We start from the raw sequence: 15,432 nt of genomic DNA on the forward strand, positions 1-15,432 counted from the left end.
GCGCCCGTTTTTATATGACCGCCGGACTCAGCGGACTTTACCTTCAGCGTGTACCAGCTCTTCCTTGCTGAAATCATCCACGTCGATCACCTTGCGCCGTGCTGCTTCGGCGTCACGCAAGGTTTGCGCTTCCGCCGGTTGCAGCACACCGGCATGCAGCGCGGCGTCGATAGCATGCTCGCCGGCAGTCGGTTTGACCTGGCCGCTTTTGAGCGCGGTGTGCAGCTTTTTCTGCAATGGATGGCTGGCACCCAATAGATCGTAGGCGTGTTGCAGCGCGCCCACGGGATCTTCTGCCGATTGCGGGCGGTAGCAGCCAGCCAGCAATTCTTCCAGGGTCGGATCGCCTTTGGCGCGGCCAATCACCGCAGCCACTTCGGCATCCAGCGCATCGGACGGGCCGGTATGGCGACGCCCGAACGGGAACACAATCACCCGCAGCAGGCAGCCCAGCACTTTATTCGGGAAGTTGCTCAGCAGCTCATCCAACGCACGCTCGGACTCGCCGAGGCTTTCTTCCATGGCCCAGGCGAACAGCGGTTCCAGGTGATCCGGCGAATCCAGGTCGTGGTAACGCTTGAGTGCCGCCGAAGCCAGGTACATATGGCTCAGCACGTCACCGAGGCGTGCCGACAGGCGTTCGCGGCGTTTCAACTCGCCACCCAGCAGCATCATGCTCAGGTCTGCCAGCAGCGCGAACGCGGCAGCCTGGCGGTTCAATGCGCGGAAATAACCCTGGCTCAAACGGTTGCCCGGGGCTTTCTCGAAGTGCCCCACGCCGAGGTTCAGCACCAGGGTGCTGGCGGCATTGCTCACGGCAAAACCAATGTGTTGCATCAGCAGCCCGTCGAACTCCTTCAGCGCCTGATCGTGGTCCTCACGACCGGCCAGCGCCATTTCCTTGAGCACGAACGGATGGCAGCGGATGGCACCCTGGCCGAAGATCATCAGGTTGCGCGAGAGGATATTCGCGCCTTCCACGGTGATGAAGATCGGCGCGCCCTGCCAGCTGCGGCCCAGGTAGTTGTTCGGGCCCATGATGATGCCCTTGCCGCCGTGTACGTCCATGGCGTGGCTGATGCACTCACGGCCGCGTTCGGTCAGGTGGTACTTGAGGATCGCCGACAGCACCGAGGGTTTTTCCCCAAGGTCCACGGCATTGGCGGTGAGCATGCGTGCGCTGTCCATCAGCCAGGCGTTGCCGCCGATGCGCGCCAGGGCTTCCTGGATACCTTCGAAGGCTGACAGCGGTACGTTGAACTGCTCGCGCACCTGGGCGTACTGGCCGGTGACCAGGCTGGTGAACTTGGCGGCGCCGGTGCCCACGGCGGGCAGGGAGATCGAACGGCCGACCGACAGGCAGTTCATCAGCATCATCCAGCCTTTGCCGAGCATTTCCTGGCCGCCGATGAGGTATTCCAGGGGGATGAACACGTCCTTGCCGGAGTTGGGGCCGTTCATGAACGCGGCGCCGAGGGGCAGGTGGCGACGGCCGATTTCCACACCGGGGGTGTTGGTAGGGATCAGTGCGAGGCTGATACCCAGGTCTTCTTCTTCACCCAGCAGGTGGTCGGGGTCATGGGCCTTGAAGGCCAGGCCCAGCAGGGTCGCGACCGGGCCGAGGGTGATGTAGCGTTTTTCCCAGTTCAGGCGCAGGCCGAGGGTTTCCTTGCCTTCCCATTCGCCTTTGCAGATCACCCCCGTGTCCGGCATCGCCCCGGCATCGGAGCCGGCCAGCGGGCCGGTGAGGGCGAAGCAGGGGATGTCATCGCCACGCGCCAGGCGCGGCAGGTAGTGGTTGCGTTGTTCGTCGGTGCCGTAATGCAACAGCAATTCGGCCGGGCCGAGGGAGTTGGGCACCATCACGGTGGAGGCCAGGTCGCCGCTGCGGGTGGCGAGTTTCATCGCGACCTGGGAGTGGGCATAAGCGGAGAAGCCCTTGCCGCCATATTCCTTGGGAATGATCAGGGCGAAGAAACCGTGGGTCTTGATGTGCTCCCACGCGGCCGGCGGCAGGTCCATGGCCTGGCCGATTTCCCAGTCGCTGACCATGGCGCAGAGTTCTTCGGTGGGGCCGTCGATAAAGGCCTGTTCTTCCTCGGTTAGTTGGACCTTGGGGTAGGCCAGCAATTTGTCCCAGTCGGGACGACCGCTGAACAGTTCGCCGTCCCACCACACGGTGCCGGCGTCGATGGCGTCGCGCTCGGTCTCGGACATCGGCGGCAAGACTTTCTGGAACCAGCTGAACAGCGGCTTGGAGAAGTATTGGCGGCGCAGGTCCGGCAGCAGCAAGGGCGCGGCCACCACTGCGATCAATACCCAGAAAATCAGCAGCAGCCAACCCGGTGCATGGCTCCAGGCGCCCATCGCCAGCAGGTAAACGGCGACCACGCCCAGGGCGGGCAGGGGGGCGACGCGGCGATGTGCCAGGTAGGCAATGCCGACCACCAGAACCAGTATCCACAACAACAGCATATTCAATCCTCCGTGAAACCAGGGGCGAAACCACCAGGGAGCTTAGTCGGCATCCGAACAAGCGGGTGATCAGGGTGTTACAAGTTGTACTGGGAACACCTGGCATCAGGCGCCGACATTTGGCCGAATCGTCGTTATCTCCGTGGCGGACCTGTCGTTAAACTCCAGGCTTCCTTCGGAGATCAAGCTCATGGATACGTACCTGAGTCCCAGCCGCTTCATCGATAGTGACCACCCTGCGGTGGTGGAGTTCGCCGAAAAACACCGCGGCTCCAGCGCGAATTTACGTGACCAGGCGGTCAGTCTCTATTACGCCGTGCGTGAGGCGATTCGCTACAACCCCTACACCTTCAGCCGCGACCCCGGCAGCCTCAGCGCCAGCTTTGCCCTGGCCGCCGGCGAAAGCTATTGCGTGCCCAAGGCCACTTTGCTCGCCGCCTGCGCCCGCCACTGCGGCATCCCGGCGCGCATCGGTCTTGCGGATGTGCGCAATCATCTGTCGACACCGCGCCTGATCGCGTTGCTCAAAAGCGATGTGTTCGCCATGCATGGCTACACCGAGTTTTATCTGGACGGCCGCTGGGTCAAGGCGACGCCGGCGTTCAACCGCCAACTGTGTGAGGTGTTCGACGTACCACCGCTGGATTTCGACGGGATCAACGACAGCGTGTTCCATGCATTCAACCGCCAGGGGCAACGCTCGATGGAGTACGTGGTGGACCATGGGCAGTTTCCCGATGTGCCCGAGGATTTCTTCTTCGCCCATCTGGAGAAATGTTACCCGCACCTGTTTGCCGAACAGATGCCGACCTTGCTGGGCGGCATGCAGAGCGATTTGAGACGCGGGTGAACCGGCGTATGCTGCTGCGTTCATCCAGCCATGTTCATCAACAAAAAGGCGCGGTCATGCTGAAGATCTGGGGTCGTAAAAATTCATCAAACGTCAGGAAAGCACTGTGGTGCGCCGAGGAACTCGGCCTGGACTATGAGGCAATTGATGCGGGCGGGGCTTTTGGCGTGGTGGACACGCCGCAATACCGGGCATTGAACCCGAATGGCCGGGTGCCGATGATCGAGGATGGCGACTTTGTGCTGTGGGAATCCAACACCATCGTGCGCTACCTCTGCGCCAAACACGCGTCGGGGTTGTACCCGAACGACCTGCAGGCGCGTGCCAGCGCCGAGAAATGGATGGACTGGACCACCTCGACCCTCGCCGAGCCGTTCAAGGCCGTGTTCTGGGGCATTGTGCGCACCCCGGCGCAGAAGCAGAACTGGGGCAGCATCAACGCCGGGCGTCAGGCCTGTATCGATGCACTGAGCACCGTTGACAACGCATTGGCCGAGCAGCCTTACCTGTCGGGCGAGACCTTCGGCGTAGGTGATATTCCCCTGGGCTGCTTTATCTACGCCTGGTTCGAGATGCCCATCGAACGCCCTGCGATGCCCCATCTGGAGGCCTGGTACCAGCGCCTGCAACAGCGCCCGGCCTACCGCAAGGCGGTCATGACCGCGTTGACTTAATACTGACTATTAATACAGGTGACTGTACTTGTGCGGCGCGGGCAAGCACCATGCCTGTCATGCGCCGCCGTTGAACTACGTGCGCTGCGCCCTCATCTACTCTTTCTATTCCCTTCTTTGGTGCGTATTCCGATATGAGTTCCGCTCTGTCCATCCGGCAGCTAACCAAAACCTACGGCAACGGTTTCCAGGCCCTGAGTGGTATCGATCTGGACGTTGCCGAAGGTGACTTCTTCGCCTTGCTCGGCCCCAACGGCGCCGGCAAATCCACCACCATCGGTATCCTCTCCACCCTGGTCAACAAGACCAGCGGCACGGTGAATATCTTCGGCCATGACCTGGACAAATCCCCGGCGGCGCTCAAGCGTTCCATCGGCGTGGTGCCCCAGGAATTCAACTTCAACCAGTTTGAAAAGACCTTCGACATTGTCGTGACCCAGGCTGGTTACTACGGCATCCCGGCGAAAGTTGCCAAGGAGCGCGCCGAGCAATACCTGACCCAGTTGGGCCTGTGGGACAAGCGCGACGTGCCGTCCCGTTCGCTGTCCGGTGGCATGAAGCGTCGCCTGATGATCGCCCGTGCACTGGTGCATGAACCGCGCCTGTTGATCCTCGATGAGCCCACCGCCGGCGTGGATATCGAACTGCGCCGTTCGATGTGGACCTTCCTCACCGAGCTGAACGAGAAGGGCATCACCATCATCCTCACCACCCATTACCTGGAGGAGGCTGAGCAGCTGTGCCGCAACATCGGCATCATCGACCACGGCACCATCGTCGAGAACACCAGCATGCGTAACCTGCTGGGCCAGCTGCATGTGGAAACCTTCCTGCTCGACCTGAAGAACAACCTGTCGGCACCGCCGCAACTGCTCGGCTACCCCAGCCGCCTGGTGGACAGCCATACCCTGGAAGTCCAGGTGGATAAAGCCATGGGCATCACTGCGTTGTTCACCCAGTTGGCGGCGCAGAACATCGACGTGCTGAGCCTGCGTAATAAAACCAATCGCCTTGAGGAGTTGTTCGTGTCCCTGGTGGAGAAAAATCTGACGAAGGTGGCGGTATGAGTTCTGAGCTGCAACCCAACCTCGTCGCACTGCAGACCATCGTCTACCGCGAAGTGAAGCGCTTTACCCGGATCTGGCCGCAGACCCTGCTGCCGCCGGCAATCACCATGGTGTTGTACTTTGTGATCTTCGGTAACCTGATCGGCCGGCAGATCGGCGACATGGGTGGTTTCACCTATATGGAGTACATCGTGCCGGGCCTGATCATGATGTCGGTGATCACCAACTCCTATGGCAACGTGGTCTCCAGTTTCTTCGGCAGCAAATTCCAGCGCTCCATCGAAGAACTGATGGTCTCGCCGGTGTCGCCCCACACCATCCTGATCGGCTACACCTTGGGTGGCGTACTGCGCGGCTTGATGGTGGGCGTGATCGTGACGCTGCTGTCACTGTTCTTCACTCACCTGCAGGTGCATCACCTCGGCGTCACCATTCTGGTGGTGGTGCTGACGGCGACGATCTTCTCGCTGCTGGGGTTTATCAACGCGGTGTTCGCACGCAACTTCGATGATATTTCGATCATCCCGACCTTCGTGCTGACGCCCCTGACCTACCTGGGCGGGGTGTTCTACTCCATCACCTTGCTGCCGCCGTTCTGGCAGACCGTGTCGCTGGCCAACCCGGTGCTGCACATGGTCAACGCCTTCCGCTACGGCATCCTGGGCGTGTCGGATATCAAGATCAGCGTGGCGATCACCTTCATGCTGGTGGCGACGGTGGTGTTGTATATCGGTTGTGCGAAGCTGCTGGTGAGCGGGCGCGGGATGCGTACCTGATAAGACGCGGTCAAAAAATGTGGGAGGGGGCTTGCTCCCGATTGCGATGTGTCAGCTACAGATAAGCTGACTGACATACCGCTATCGGGAGCAAGCCCCCTCCCACATTTGGTTTTTGTGTCAGGTCTTCAGGCTTTCAGTGCCAGCTCGATCAGCGCGTGCAGTTCTTCAACCGTCAGCGGTGTGCTTGAGAACAGAATACGAAACACCGTCGGCGCTGCCAGCAGATTGATCAAGTGGTCCACGCTCGGTGGCGCCTGGTGCGGATAACGGTCGACAATCGCCTGGAGCTGCCCACTCAAGATGCTCACGCAGTAGCCCGGCGTCCCCCTGCATTGCAGGTCGCGCATCATGTTGCGGCCCGGCTCCGAACTCATCTCATCCAGGTATTGCTCGGCCCACGCCCGCAGGTCGCCACGCAGGCTGCCGGTGTTGGCGGGCTCGCTGTCGGGGCGCATACGCGCAAGGGCCACATCCGCAAGCAGCACCGAGAGGTCGCCCCAGCGCCGGTAGATAGTCGAGGGCGTTACGCCTGCGCGCGCCGCAATCATCGGCACCGTGACACTGGAGCGCTCATGGGTTTCGAGCAATTCACGCACGGCCGAGTGGACCGATTCCTGTACCCGGGCACTGCGGCCCCCCGGGCGGAGGCCTTCTTTTATCGCCATGCGTGTGACCTTAACACAAAGAATTTGCTTTAAGCGCCAGCGGGTAGCACACTCCGCAAAAGCAAAATATTAGCTTTAGCGGAGCGTGCCCATGTCCAGCCTCACTTCTCATCGTTCCAGCCTGGTGTTCCTCGCGGTCACGTTGCTGACGTTTCTCGCCGCTTCCAGTGCGCCGACTCCGTTGTATCACCTGTACCAGGAGGGCCTGCATTTTTCGGCGGGCACGCTCACGCTGATCTTTGGCGTGTACGCCTTGAGCCTGTTGGCGGCGCTGTTGACCGTGGGCTCGCTGTCGGACCACCTGGGACGCAGGCCCGTGATTTTTACGGCGTTGGTCCTGAATATGCTGGCGATGCTGTTGTTTATCAATGAAGACAGCGTGGCCTGGCTGATCGCCGCGCGTACCGTACAAGGGTTTGCCACCGGCATGGCCACGGCGGTGCTGGGCGCGGCCTTGCTCGACACCGACCGCCAGCAAGGCCCGCTGGTCAACAGCGTGGCACCTCTGCTGGGCATGGCGTGCGGTGCGATGGGCAGCAGCGTGCTGGCGGAGTTCGCGCCACTGCCGACGCAGTTGATCTACTGGACGCTGCTGGCGCTGATGCTGATGCAGGCGCTGTATGTGTGGCGCCTGCCGGAAACCGTTGATCGCATTCCCGGTGCACTGGCCTCGCTGCGCCCCACGCTGCATGTGCCGCCCCAGGCGCGTCGGGCGTTGTGGCTGTCTTTGCCGGTGGACGTGGCGGTGTGGGCGATGGGGGGCTTTTACTTGTCTCTGGCGCCGTCGCTGGTACGGGCGGCGACAGGCTCTACATCGAACCTTATCGGTGGCGGCCTGGTGGCGGTGCTGACGTTGAGCGGTGCGCTGATGATCTTCACCCTGCGCAATCGCCCGGCCAGCAAGGTGCTGCGCCTGGGCGCGACGCTGCTGGCGGTGGGGGTGGCGCTGATCCTTACGGCGGTGCACAGCGCCAGCCTGCCGCTGTTTTTTATCGCCACGTTGATCGCCGGCAGCGGCTTTGGCGCCGGCTTTCTCGGCGCATTGCGCAGTGTGGTGCCACTGGCCTTGCCCCATGAACGGGCAGGCTTGATGTCGGCATTCTATGTGCTGAGTTACTTGGCGTTTTGCTTGCCTTCGCTGCTGGCGGGCAACCTGATTCGCCGCTTTGGCCTGATCGCCACCACCGACGGTTACGGCGCTGTACTGATCCTGCTGGCCCTCGGGGCGTTGGTCGCCTTGCTGCTGCAGGACTCGGCAAAATCCAAGGCGGCCTGCATATCTGCAAAGTAGATAACAGTTAGAGATATTACCCGTTATATAGATATTCGATCAGGTTCTACCATGGCCTCAACCTCATGCGAGGAAGAGGATTGCCATTATGACCTGCTCGACGACCATCAGCTACAAACCCTTCAGTCACCTGACCCGGCCTCGGGAAGTGATTCGCCAATTTACCCCCAACTGGTTCGCCGCGACCATGGGCACCGGGGTGCTGGCGCTGGCCTTGGCGCAATGGCCGGTCAACCTGCCAGGTGTGCACACCATCGCCGAAGTGTTGTGGTGGTTCACCATTGGCCTGTTCATTCTGTTCAGTGCCTTGTATACGGCGCGCTGGGTGATGTTTTTCCACGAGGCACGGCGGATTTTCGGGCACTCCACGGTCTCGATGTTCTTCGGTACCATCCCCATGGGCCTGGCGACCATTCTCAATGGCTTGCTGCTGTTTGGCATGCCGCGTTGGGGCGCCGATGTGATCCCGCTGGCCGAAGCCCTGTGGTGGCTGGATGTGGCGATGGCCCTGGCCTGCGGTGTGCTGATTCCCTTCATGATGTTCACCCGCCAGGAACACAGCATCGATCAGATGACTGCCGTCTGGTTGCTGCCGGTGGTGGCGGCCGAAGTCGCCGCAGCCAGCGGCGGCTTGCTCGCGCCGCACCTGGCGGACGCTCATTCGCAACTGGTGATGCTGGTGACCAGCTACGTGTTGTGGGCGTTTTCCCTGCCGGTGGCGTTCAGCATCCTGACCATCCTGATGTTGCGCATGGCCCTGCACAAACTGCCCCACGCCAACATGGCGGCGTCGAGCTGGCTGGCGCTGGGCCCGATCGGTACCGGTGCCCTGGGCATGTTGTTGCTGGGCGGCGATGCTCCGGCGATCTTTGCCGCCAATGGCTTGCCCGGCGTGGGTGAAATAGCCAATGGGCTCGGCCTGGTCGCAGGCATCACCCTGTGGGGCTTCGGCTTGTGGTGGATGCTGATCGCGGTATTGATCACCCTGCGTTACCTGCGCGGCGGTATTCCGTTCAACCTCGGTTGGTGGGGCTTTACCTTCCCGTTGGGGGTGTACGCCCTGGCCACGCTGAAGCTGGCGAGCCTGCTGCACCTGGGCTTCTTCAGCGCCTTCGGCAGCCTGCTGGTGGCGGCGTTGGCGCTGATGTGGCTGGTTGTGGCCAAGCGCACCGTGCAGGGCGCCTATAAAGGCGAGCTTTTTGTTTCGCCGTGCATTGCAGGACTAGGGAATAAGTAAGCGGAGTTAGGTAAAGTCGTGGCCTGATAACTATTAGGCCACGCAGGAACACGGACGATGAGCCACCCCTCACAATTCACCTTGCTGCGCACACGGCGCTTCCTGCCGTTTTTCATCACCCAGTTGCTGGGCGCTTTCAACGACAACATCTTCAAGCAATCGCTGATCCTGGCGATTCTCTACAAGCTCACCATCGACGGTGACCGCAGCATTTGGGTCAACCTGTGCGCCTTGCTGTTTATCCTGCCGTTCTTCCTGTTTTCGGCGCTGGCCGGGCAGTTTGGCGAAAAATTCAACAAGGATGCGTTGATCCGTGCGATCAAGATCGGCGAGATCGTGATCATGGCCGTCGGTGCCACAGGCTTCCTGTTCGACCATTTGGAATTGATGCTGCTGGCGTTGTTTGCCATGGGTACCCACTCGGCGCTGTTCGGTCCGGTGAAGTACTCGATCATGCCCCAGGCCCTGCACGAAGATGAGCTGGTAGGTGGCAATGGCCTGGTGGAGATGGGCACGTTCCTGGCCATCCTGGCCGGCACCATTGGCGCCGGGATAATGATGTCGTCCACCCATTACGCGCCGATCGTGGCGGTGGCGATTGTCGGCGTGGCGGTGCTGGGTTACCTGGCCAGCCGCAGCATTCCACGGGCGGCGGCATCCACGCCGCAACTGCGCCTGGATTGGAATATCTTTACCCAGTCCTGGGCCACGCTGCGCATGGGCCTGGGGCAGACGCCGGCGGTGTCGCGCTCGATTGTCGGTAACTCGTGGTTCTGGTTTGTCGGCGCGATCTACCTGACGCAGATCCCGGCCTACGCCAAGGAATGGTTGTACGGCGATGAAACCGTGGTCACCCTGATCCTCACGGTGTTCTCGGTGGGCATCGCCCTGGGCTCGATGCTCTGCGAAAAACTCTCCGGGCGTAAGGTGGAAATCGGCCTGGTGCCGTTTGGCTCGTTCGGCCTGACGGTGTTCGGCCTGCTGCTCTGGTGGCATTCCGGTGGCTTCCCGCAGAACGTCCAGGCCAACGATTGGCTCGCGGTGCTCAGCTACGGCCAGGCCTGGTGGGTGTTGTTCGATATCCTTGGCCTGGGGGTGTTCGGCGGCTTCTATATCGTGCCGCTGTACGCGCTGATCCAGTCGCGTACCGCTGAGAACGAGCGGGCGCGGGTGATCGCCGCCAACAACATTCTCAATGCGCTGTTCATGGTGGTGTCGGCGATCGTGTCGATCCTGCTGCTGAGCGTGGCCAAGCTGTCGATCCCGGAGTTGTTCCTGGTGGTGTCGCTGCTCAACATCGCGGTCAACGCCTACATCTTCAAGATCGTCCCCGAGTTCACCATGCGCTTCATGATCTGGCTGCTCAGCCACTCCATGTACCGCGTTGAGCATCGCAACCTTGACGCTATCCCTGATGAAGGCGCGGCGTTGCTGGTGTGCAATCACGTGTCGTTTGTCGATGCGTTGTTGATCGGTGGCGCGGTGCGTCGTCCGATTCGCTTTGTCATGTACTACAAGATCTACCGTTTGCCGGTGCTGAACTTTATCTTCCGCACCGCCGGGGCGATTCCGATTGCGGGGCGCAATGAAGACATCCAGATCTACGAAAAGGCCTTCACGCGCATTGCCCAGTACCTGAAGGACGGGGAGTTGGTGTGTATCTTCCCGGAAGGCAAATTGACGGCGGATGGCGAGATGAATGAGTTCCGTGGTGGGGTGACGCGCATTCTGGAGGAGACACCGGTGCCGGTGATTCCCATGGCGTTGCAGGGGCTGTGGGGGAGTTTCTTCAGCCGCGATCCAGACAAGGGGGGGGTTCGCCGATTATGGTCGCGTGTGACGTTGGTGGCGGGCCAGTCGATAGCGGCGCAGGTTGCGACACCGAGCCAACTACAGGCCGTGGTCGGGGAGTTGCGGGGGGCGGTGCGCTAACCCGTTACATTTATTGGCTGTTCGCTGCTTGAGAAGAGGCGCGAGCAGCACAATAGCTCGCGGTTTCTGTAGGCAACAGAAGTGGCCATTGCTCTATTCTCAGGAACGCTTTCAGCCGTCCACGCCACTTATTTGTCGTACACCCATGACGTGTTGTTGGAGGTTCCGTATGAGTTCTTCTACTGCACCCTCATCGCCTGTTTCGCATCAATCGTCTGGTTCCAGCGACGATGAGAAAAGCAACGCTGCCTATCGAGACGCCAGTGATCCGGCGAAACAGGCCGCCCGCGCAGCACCTTACACGGCCAACGTGCCATTTATGTACAACACCATCACCGAGTCTTCCGGAGCCGGAGGAGGGGGCGGCCCTGTCGAGAAGGTGCCGATTACCTATGGAGGAGATAATGACCTCCAGCGGCACGCAAGGCAGTCTGATGCCTTGCAGGGCAGTCCATATTTCCAGAGTGCCCCGAGTCGTGAAGAGGTTCGCAAGGCGGCCACTGGCAGTCGAGGCACGGTTGATTTTGGCGCTCCTGCACCGACCCCTGTCAATACACCTCAGTTCGATGACGGTAATGTACGCATCCAATACGACAGCAAGGGCTCGCCTGGTTCTGGTTCGGCCAAGGAAACCCTGAGAATCACTACTGGGCCAGGGGATGACAACGTCAATATTGAACGAGGGCAGGACGGTGGACTTCTCGCGCATGTGAATGGACGCTCGTATGCGATTCCTTTCCGTGAAGACCCTCGCAATCAGCAACGTGTCTTGATTGATACTGGCAATGGAAACGATGGCGTCAGAATCGATTACGGAGGCCACCAGGAAACCATCATCAATGCCGGTGCGGGTGACGACACTGTTTATGCCGGGGCGGGCAGGACGAGTGTGTACGGGGGAGACGGCTCTGACGTTATCAACCTGGGCAGTGGCTCGAGCTACGCGGAGGGCAATGACGGGAATGATTTTATAACGGGGGGCAGTGGCAACGCGGTGATCTACGGTGGCAGGGGCAGTGATGAGTTGCGTGCGGGGGGCGGCTCGACTAGCAAAGTCAATTACCTGGATGGCGGCGAGGGTAACGATTACATTTCGGGCGGCAGGGGGCACAACATTTTGCATGGCGGGCCGGGTGATGACTACATATTCGGAGGCGATAGCAGTGTTATTTACACTGGGCGAGGGAGTGACACGGTTCAGACATATAACTCAGAGGATACGGTATATGGGCAGCGCGATTTTGACGACCTGAGTCAACTGCGCTCATTAAAAGGTTTCAATGACGTGGCCCCTCTAAATGTCGGTCGCACGGGTATCAGGGTTTCGGGTTCTGAGCGGTTCATGCAACGTGTGAACGATGACCTGGAGTCCATGAGAAGCTCGCCGGTAGGGCAAGGGGTGCTTGCAAAGATCGACTCACTCGATGCACCTGTCACGATCCGGGAAGGCTTCGATGGCAGTTTCTACCACTATACGGACCCGGGCAGGGCAAATGCGCGCGACGATGACATCCGTCGTTTGGGGCTTGCAAATGGCTACATCATAAACGGCACTCCTGGAGTCCCAGCGAAAACCCCGGTTGTCACCTATCAGCCTAACTTCATCACGGGTAGCCAACGGCCCCCGATCGTTGTTTTACAACATGAATTGGCGCACGCAATCAACGGTGGCGAAGGTACTTTTCTATCAGGTAGCACGTTTACGCACTATCAAGGTTATACACCTGTGTACGAATCTAACCACGAGCGCCAAGCGGTAGGGCTTCCTACCAACCATAGGCCTTATCACTTCAACGGACCATATGCCAGGGCTACCTCCTACAATCCTTGGCCCTTTAATGAAAACGCGCTGCTTGCGGAGTACCGTCTATCCTTGAGACAGCGCTACTTGGAGTGATTCATCCCCTCAGGGCGGCCGGTCATAGTCAATGGGGGGATGGGGCAGAGTGGCAACTGCGCCCATCTTTCTGTTGCTATGTGCTGATTTTCAGGCCCACGAGACCGGCGATAATCAACGCCACACTGGCCAACCGGAACAGCGCCATCGACTCCCCGAACAGGACAATCCCGGCAATCACGGTGCCCACCGCGCCCACGCCGGTCCAGATGGCGTAGGCGGTGCCCAGAGGCAGTTCCTTCATGGCCAGCCCCAGCAGGCCGAGGCTGATGGCCATGGCGGCAATCGTCAGGGCCGTGGGCAGTGGCTTGCTGAAACCGTCGGTGTACTTCAGGCCGACGGCCCAGCCGACTTCGAACAGACCGGCAAAAAACAGAATGATCCAGGACATGATGACCTCGCTTCCATAGGCGGGGTCGTCCCCGGATTGTGCGCCTCGACAGCGTCGCGAGGTCGTCCCCGCGAAGCCCGGTAGAGTGCCGAATATTGATCATGCGATCAAGTTTGCGGCGTGTTCTCCAGTACGCGGCGGTCTTCCTTCTCGCTCATGCGGCGGAAATACGTCGACAGCAACGCCCCGGAAATATTGTGCCAGACACTGAACAACGCACTGGGCACTGCCGCCAACGGCGAAAAGTGCGCGCTGGCCAACGCGGCGCCCAGCCCTGAGTTCTGCATGCCCACTTCCAGCGCCAACGACTTGCGTTGGGCCAGTGGCAACTTGAACAAGCGGCCGGTGAAGTAGCCCAGCAAATAGCCGAAGCTGTTGTGCAGCATCACCACGGCCATGATCAGCAGGCCCGATTCGGCAATTTTCGCCTGGCTGGCCGCCACTACCGCGGCGACGATGATCACAATGCTGACCACCGACACCAGGGGCAGCACATCCACTGCATGGCGGACCCGCTCGCCGAGCAGGCGTTGCGCGACCACGCCGAGCACGATCGGCAGCAGCACCACTTGCAGGATCGACCAGAACAACTCCATGAACGACACCGGCAACCAGGCCGAGGCCAACAGCCAGATCAGCGCCGGGGTGAGCAGCGGGGCGAGGAGGGTGGTGACGGCAGCGATGGCCACCGACAGCGCCAGGTCGCCACGGGCCAGCCAGGTCATCACGTTGGACGAGGTGCCGCTTGGGCAGCAACCAACCAGGATCACGCCGACGGCAATTTCCGGCGGCAGGTGAAAGGCCTGGCACAGCAGCCAGGCCACCCCCGGCATGATCACGAAATGCGCGACTACACCCAGGGCCACGCGCCACGGGTGGCGAGCGACTTCGGCGAAGTCTTCAAGTTTGAGGGTCAGCCCCATGCCGAACATCACCAGGCCCAGCAGCGGGACGATGGCGCTTTTCAGGCCGATGAACCAGCTGGGTTCGAGGAAAGCCACGACGGCGAAGATCAACACCCAGTAGGCGAAGGTATTGCCGACGAAGCGGCTCAAGGCGGCGAGTGCGCGCATGGGGTGTCCTTGTTGTTAGATGCTTGAAGTGCAACTGCGATCAAATGTGGGAGGGGGCCCTCCCACAATTTGATCTTCACACGGCTTAGATGCCTTGCGGGGTTTCTTCGCCGCCAAGGGCTTCGATCAGCGCCGGCAGGAAGTCACCGAAGGTCAGCATCATCAGCGTGAAGCTGGCGTCCAGTTGACCCAGGGCTTCTTCACCACCGTCCTGTTCCGCCTGGTCTTGCAGCAGGTCTTCGAACTTCAGGCGCTTGACGGTCATCTTGTCGTCGAGCATGAAGGACAGCTTGTCCTGCCAGGCCAGGGACAGCTGGGTCACGACCTTGCCGGTGGTCAGGTGCAACTGGATTTCTTCGCCGGTCAGGTCCTGGCGCTTGCAACGCACAATGCCGCCGTCTTCGTGGGTGTCGCGCAGTTCGCATTCGTCGAGGACGAAGAAGTCAGCGGCCGGTTTCTGAGTGGTGACCCAGTCGGTCATGATGGCGGTGGGCGCGGTCTTCACGGTGAGTGGGCGAACCGGCAGGGTGCCGATCACTTCCCGCAGGGTGGAGAGCAGGTCTTCGGCGCGTTTCGGGCTGGCCGAGTTCACCAGGATCAGGCCCTGTTTCGGCGCGATGGCGGCAAAGGTCGACGAGCGACGAATAAAGGCGCGGGGCAGGAAGGCCTGGATGATTTCATCCTTGATCTGGTCGCGTTCCTTTTTATAGACCTTGCGCATTTGCTCGGCTTCGATCTCTTCGACTTTCTCTTTCAGCGCGTCACGCACCACGCTGCCCGGCAGGATGCGTTCTTCCTTGCGGGCGGCGATCAGCAGGAAGTCACCGCTGACGTGAACCAGGGGAGCGTCCTCGCCTTTACCGAAAGGCGCGACGAAACCGTAGGTGGTCAACTCCTGGCTCGCACAAGGGCGCGCCAGTTTGGTGGCCATGGCCGCTTCCAACGCCTCGGCATCAACAGGCAGATCTTGGGTCAGGCGATAGATAAGCAGGTTCTTGAACCACATGGGGTGAGTCTCTCCTCTATACAAAGGGGGGCATTATTCTCTTGATAGCGCCCCAGGCCAACCCTGCCTAAGCCATTGGAAGGCCTCAAAAAAAA

The 15,432-nt window shown here is 60.6% G+C and carries 13 protein-coding genes; 8 read left to right on the plus strand and 5 right to left on the minus strand.

What is annotated here, in order from left to right:
* Positions 1-27: 27 nt before the first annotated feature.
* Positions 28-2,475, minus strand: coding sequence for an acyl-CoA dehydrogenase (locus J3D60_RS30830; protein WP_253493871.1), 2,448 nt, complete (start codon positions 2,473-2,475; stop codon positions 28-30).
* Positions 2,476-2,665: 190 nt separating this feature from the next.
* Here J3D60_RS30830 and J3D60_RS30835 point away from each other — a divergent pair, with 190 nt between their 5' ends.
* From J3D60_RS30835 to J3D60_RS30850, 4 genes are all read left to right on the plus strand, one after another.
* Positions 2,666-3,325 (plus strand): transglutaminase family protein, encoded by a 660-nt coding sequence (locus J3D60_RS30835; RefSeq protein WP_253493873.1) that lies wholly within the window; start codon positions 2,666-2,668, stop codon positions 3,323-3,325.
* A gap of 56 nt (positions 3,326-3,381) precedes the next feature.
* Entirely contained in the window at positions 3,382-3,999 is a 618-nt protein-coding gene (locus J3D60_RS30840; RefSeq protein ID WP_253493874.1) for a glutathione S-transferase family protein, read from the plus strand.
* A gap of 134 nt (positions 4,000-4,133) precedes the next feature.
* Positions 4,134-5,066 carry an ABC transporter ATP-binding protein gene (locus J3D60_RS30845; protein WP_027607098.1) on the plus strand — a complete coding sequence of 311 codons (933 nt, stop codon included), beginning with the start codon at positions 4,134-4,136 and terminating at the stop codon, positions 5,064-5,066.
* Entirely contained in the window at positions 5,063-5,842 is a 780-nt protein-coding gene (locus tag J3D60_RS30850; protein ID WP_012723134.1) for an ABC transporter permease, read from the plus strand. The genes J3D60_RS30845 and J3D60_RS30850 overlap by 4 nt, the downstream gene beginning before the upstream one ends.
* Positions 5,843-5,970: 128 nt before the next feature.
* Here the strand turns inward: J3D60_RS30850 and J3D60_RS30855 are convergent, their stop codons facing one another.
* Complete coding sequence (locus J3D60_RS30855; protein WP_065939902.1) at positions 5,971-6,510, minus strand: TetR/AcrR family transcriptional regulator; 540 nt, start codon at positions 6,508-6,510, stop codon at positions 5,971-5,973.
* A gap of 91 nt (positions 6,511-6,601) precedes the next feature.
* Between J3D60_RS30855 and J3D60_RS30860 the strand changes: the two genes are divergently transcribed.
* The 4 genes from J3D60_RS30860 (at position 6,602) to J3D60_RS30875 (ending at position 12,867) form a co-directional block, all read left to right on the plus strand.
* Positions 6,602-7,801, plus strand: coding sequence for an MFS transporter (locus J3D60_RS30860; RefSeq protein WP_253493875.1), 1,200 nt, complete (start codon positions 6,602-6,604; stop codon positions 7,799-7,801).
* A gap of 88 nt (positions 7,802-7,889) precedes the next feature.
* On the plus strand, positions 7,890-9,038 hold the full coding sequence (locus tag J3D60_RS30865) for a TDT family transporter (RefSeq protein WP_253493876.1): 1,149 nt from the start codon (positions 7,890-7,892) through the stop codon (positions 9,036-9,038).
* Positions 9,039-9,095: 57 nt separating this feature from the next.
* The gene (locus J3D60_RS30870; protein WP_253493878.1) at positions 9,096-10,970 is read left to right on the plus strand and encodes an MFS transporter; all 1,875 of its coding nucleotides are present in this window, start codon (positions 9,096-9,098) and stop codon (positions 10,968-10,970) included.
* A 169-nt stretch (positions 10,971-11,139) separates the two neighbouring features.
* Positions 11,140-12,867 carry a M91 family zinc metallopeptidase gene (locus tag J3D60_RS30875; RefSeq protein WP_253493881.1) on the plus strand — a complete coding sequence of 576 codons (1,728 nt, stop codon included), beginning with the start codon at positions 11,140-11,142 and terminating at the stop codon, positions 12,865-12,867.
* Positions 12,868-12,943: 76 nt separating this feature from the next.
* Here J3D60_RS30875 and sugE read toward each other — a convergent pair whose 3' ends face one another.
* The 3 genes from sugE to rdgC all read right to left on the minus strand — a co-directional run bounded on the left by sugE (position 12,944) and on the right by rdgC (position 15,337).
* The gene (sugE, locus tag J3D60_RS30880) at positions 12,944-13,258 is read right to left on the minus strand and encodes a quaternary ammonium compound efflux SMR transporter SugE (RefSeq protein ID WP_253493884.1); all 315 of its coding nucleotides are present in this window, start codon (positions 13,256-13,258) and stop codon (positions 12,944-12,946) included.
* A gap of 107 nt (positions 13,259-13,365) precedes the next feature.
* Positions 13,366-14,331 (minus strand): bile acid:sodium symporter family protein, encoded by a 966-nt coding sequence (locus tag J3D60_RS30885; protein ID WP_115488137.1) that lies wholly within the window; start codon positions 14,329-14,331, stop codon positions 13,366-13,368.
* Positions 14,332-14,416: 85 nt separating this feature from the next.
* A complete protein-coding gene (gene rdgC / locus J3D60_RS30890; protein ID WP_065939896.1) occupies positions 14,417-15,337 on the minus strand; it encodes a recombination-associated protein RdgC in 921 nt (306 codons plus the stop codon).
* Positions 15,338-15,432: the final 95 nt, after the last annotated feature.

Source organism: Pseudomonas sp. S3E17 (assembly GCF_024168685.1).
Taxonomy (GTDB): Bacteria; Pseudomonadota; Gammaproteobacteria; order Pseudomonadales; family Pseudomonadaceae; genus Aquipseudomonas; species Aquipseudomonas marginalis.

Coding starts and splice junctions, on each gene's coding strand:
- rdgC (WP_065939896.1), bottom strand. CDS start 15,337: ATGTGGTTCAAGAACCTGCTTATCTATCGCCTGACCCAAGATCTGCCT.
- J3D60_RS30875 (WP_253493881.1), top strand. CDS start 11,140: ATGAGTTCTTCTACTGCACCCTCATCGCCTGTTTCGCATCAATCGTCT.
- J3D60_RS30845 (WP_027607098.1), top strand. CDS start 4,134: ATGAGTTCCGCTCTGTCCATCCGGCAGCTAACCAAAACCTACGGCAAC.
- J3D60_RS30860 (WP_253493875.1), top strand. CDS start 6,602: ATGTCCAGCCTCACTTCTCATCGTTCCAGCCTGGTGTTCCTCGCGGTC.
- sugE (WP_253493884.1), bottom strand. CDS start 13,258: ATGTCCTGGATCATTCTGTTTTTTGCCGGTCTGTTCGAAGTCGGCTGG.
- J3D60_RS30855 (WP_065939902.1), bottom strand. CDS start 6,510: ATGGCGATAAAAGAAGGCCTCCGCCCGGGGGGCCGCAGTGCCCGGGTA.
- J3D60_RS30885 (WP_115488137.1), bottom strand. CDS start 14,331: ATGCGCGCACTCGCCGCCTTGAGCCGCTTCGTCGGCAATACCTTCGCC.
- J3D60_RS30835 (WP_253493873.1), top strand. CDS start 2,666: ATGGATACGTACCTGAGTCCCAGCCGCTTCATCGATAGTGACCACCCT.
- J3D60_RS30865 (WP_253493876.1), top strand. CDS start 7,890: ATGACCTGCTCGACGACCATCAGCTACAAACCCTTCAGTCACCTGACC.
- J3D60_RS30830 (WP_253493871.1), bottom strand. CDS start 2,475: ATGCTGTTGTTGTGGATACTGGTTCTGGTGGTCGGCATTGCCTACCTG.
- J3D60_RS30850 (WP_012723134.1), top strand. CDS start 5,063: ATGAGTTCTGAGCTGCAACCCAACCTCGTCGCACTGCAGACCATCGTC.
- J3D60_RS30840 (WP_253493874.1), top strand. CDS start 3,382: ATGCTGAAGATCTGGGGTCGTAAAAATTCATCAAACGTCAGGAAAGCA.
- J3D60_RS30870 (WP_253493878.1), top strand. CDS start 9,096: ATGAGCCACCCCTCACAATTCACCTTGCTGCGCACACGGCGCTTCCTG.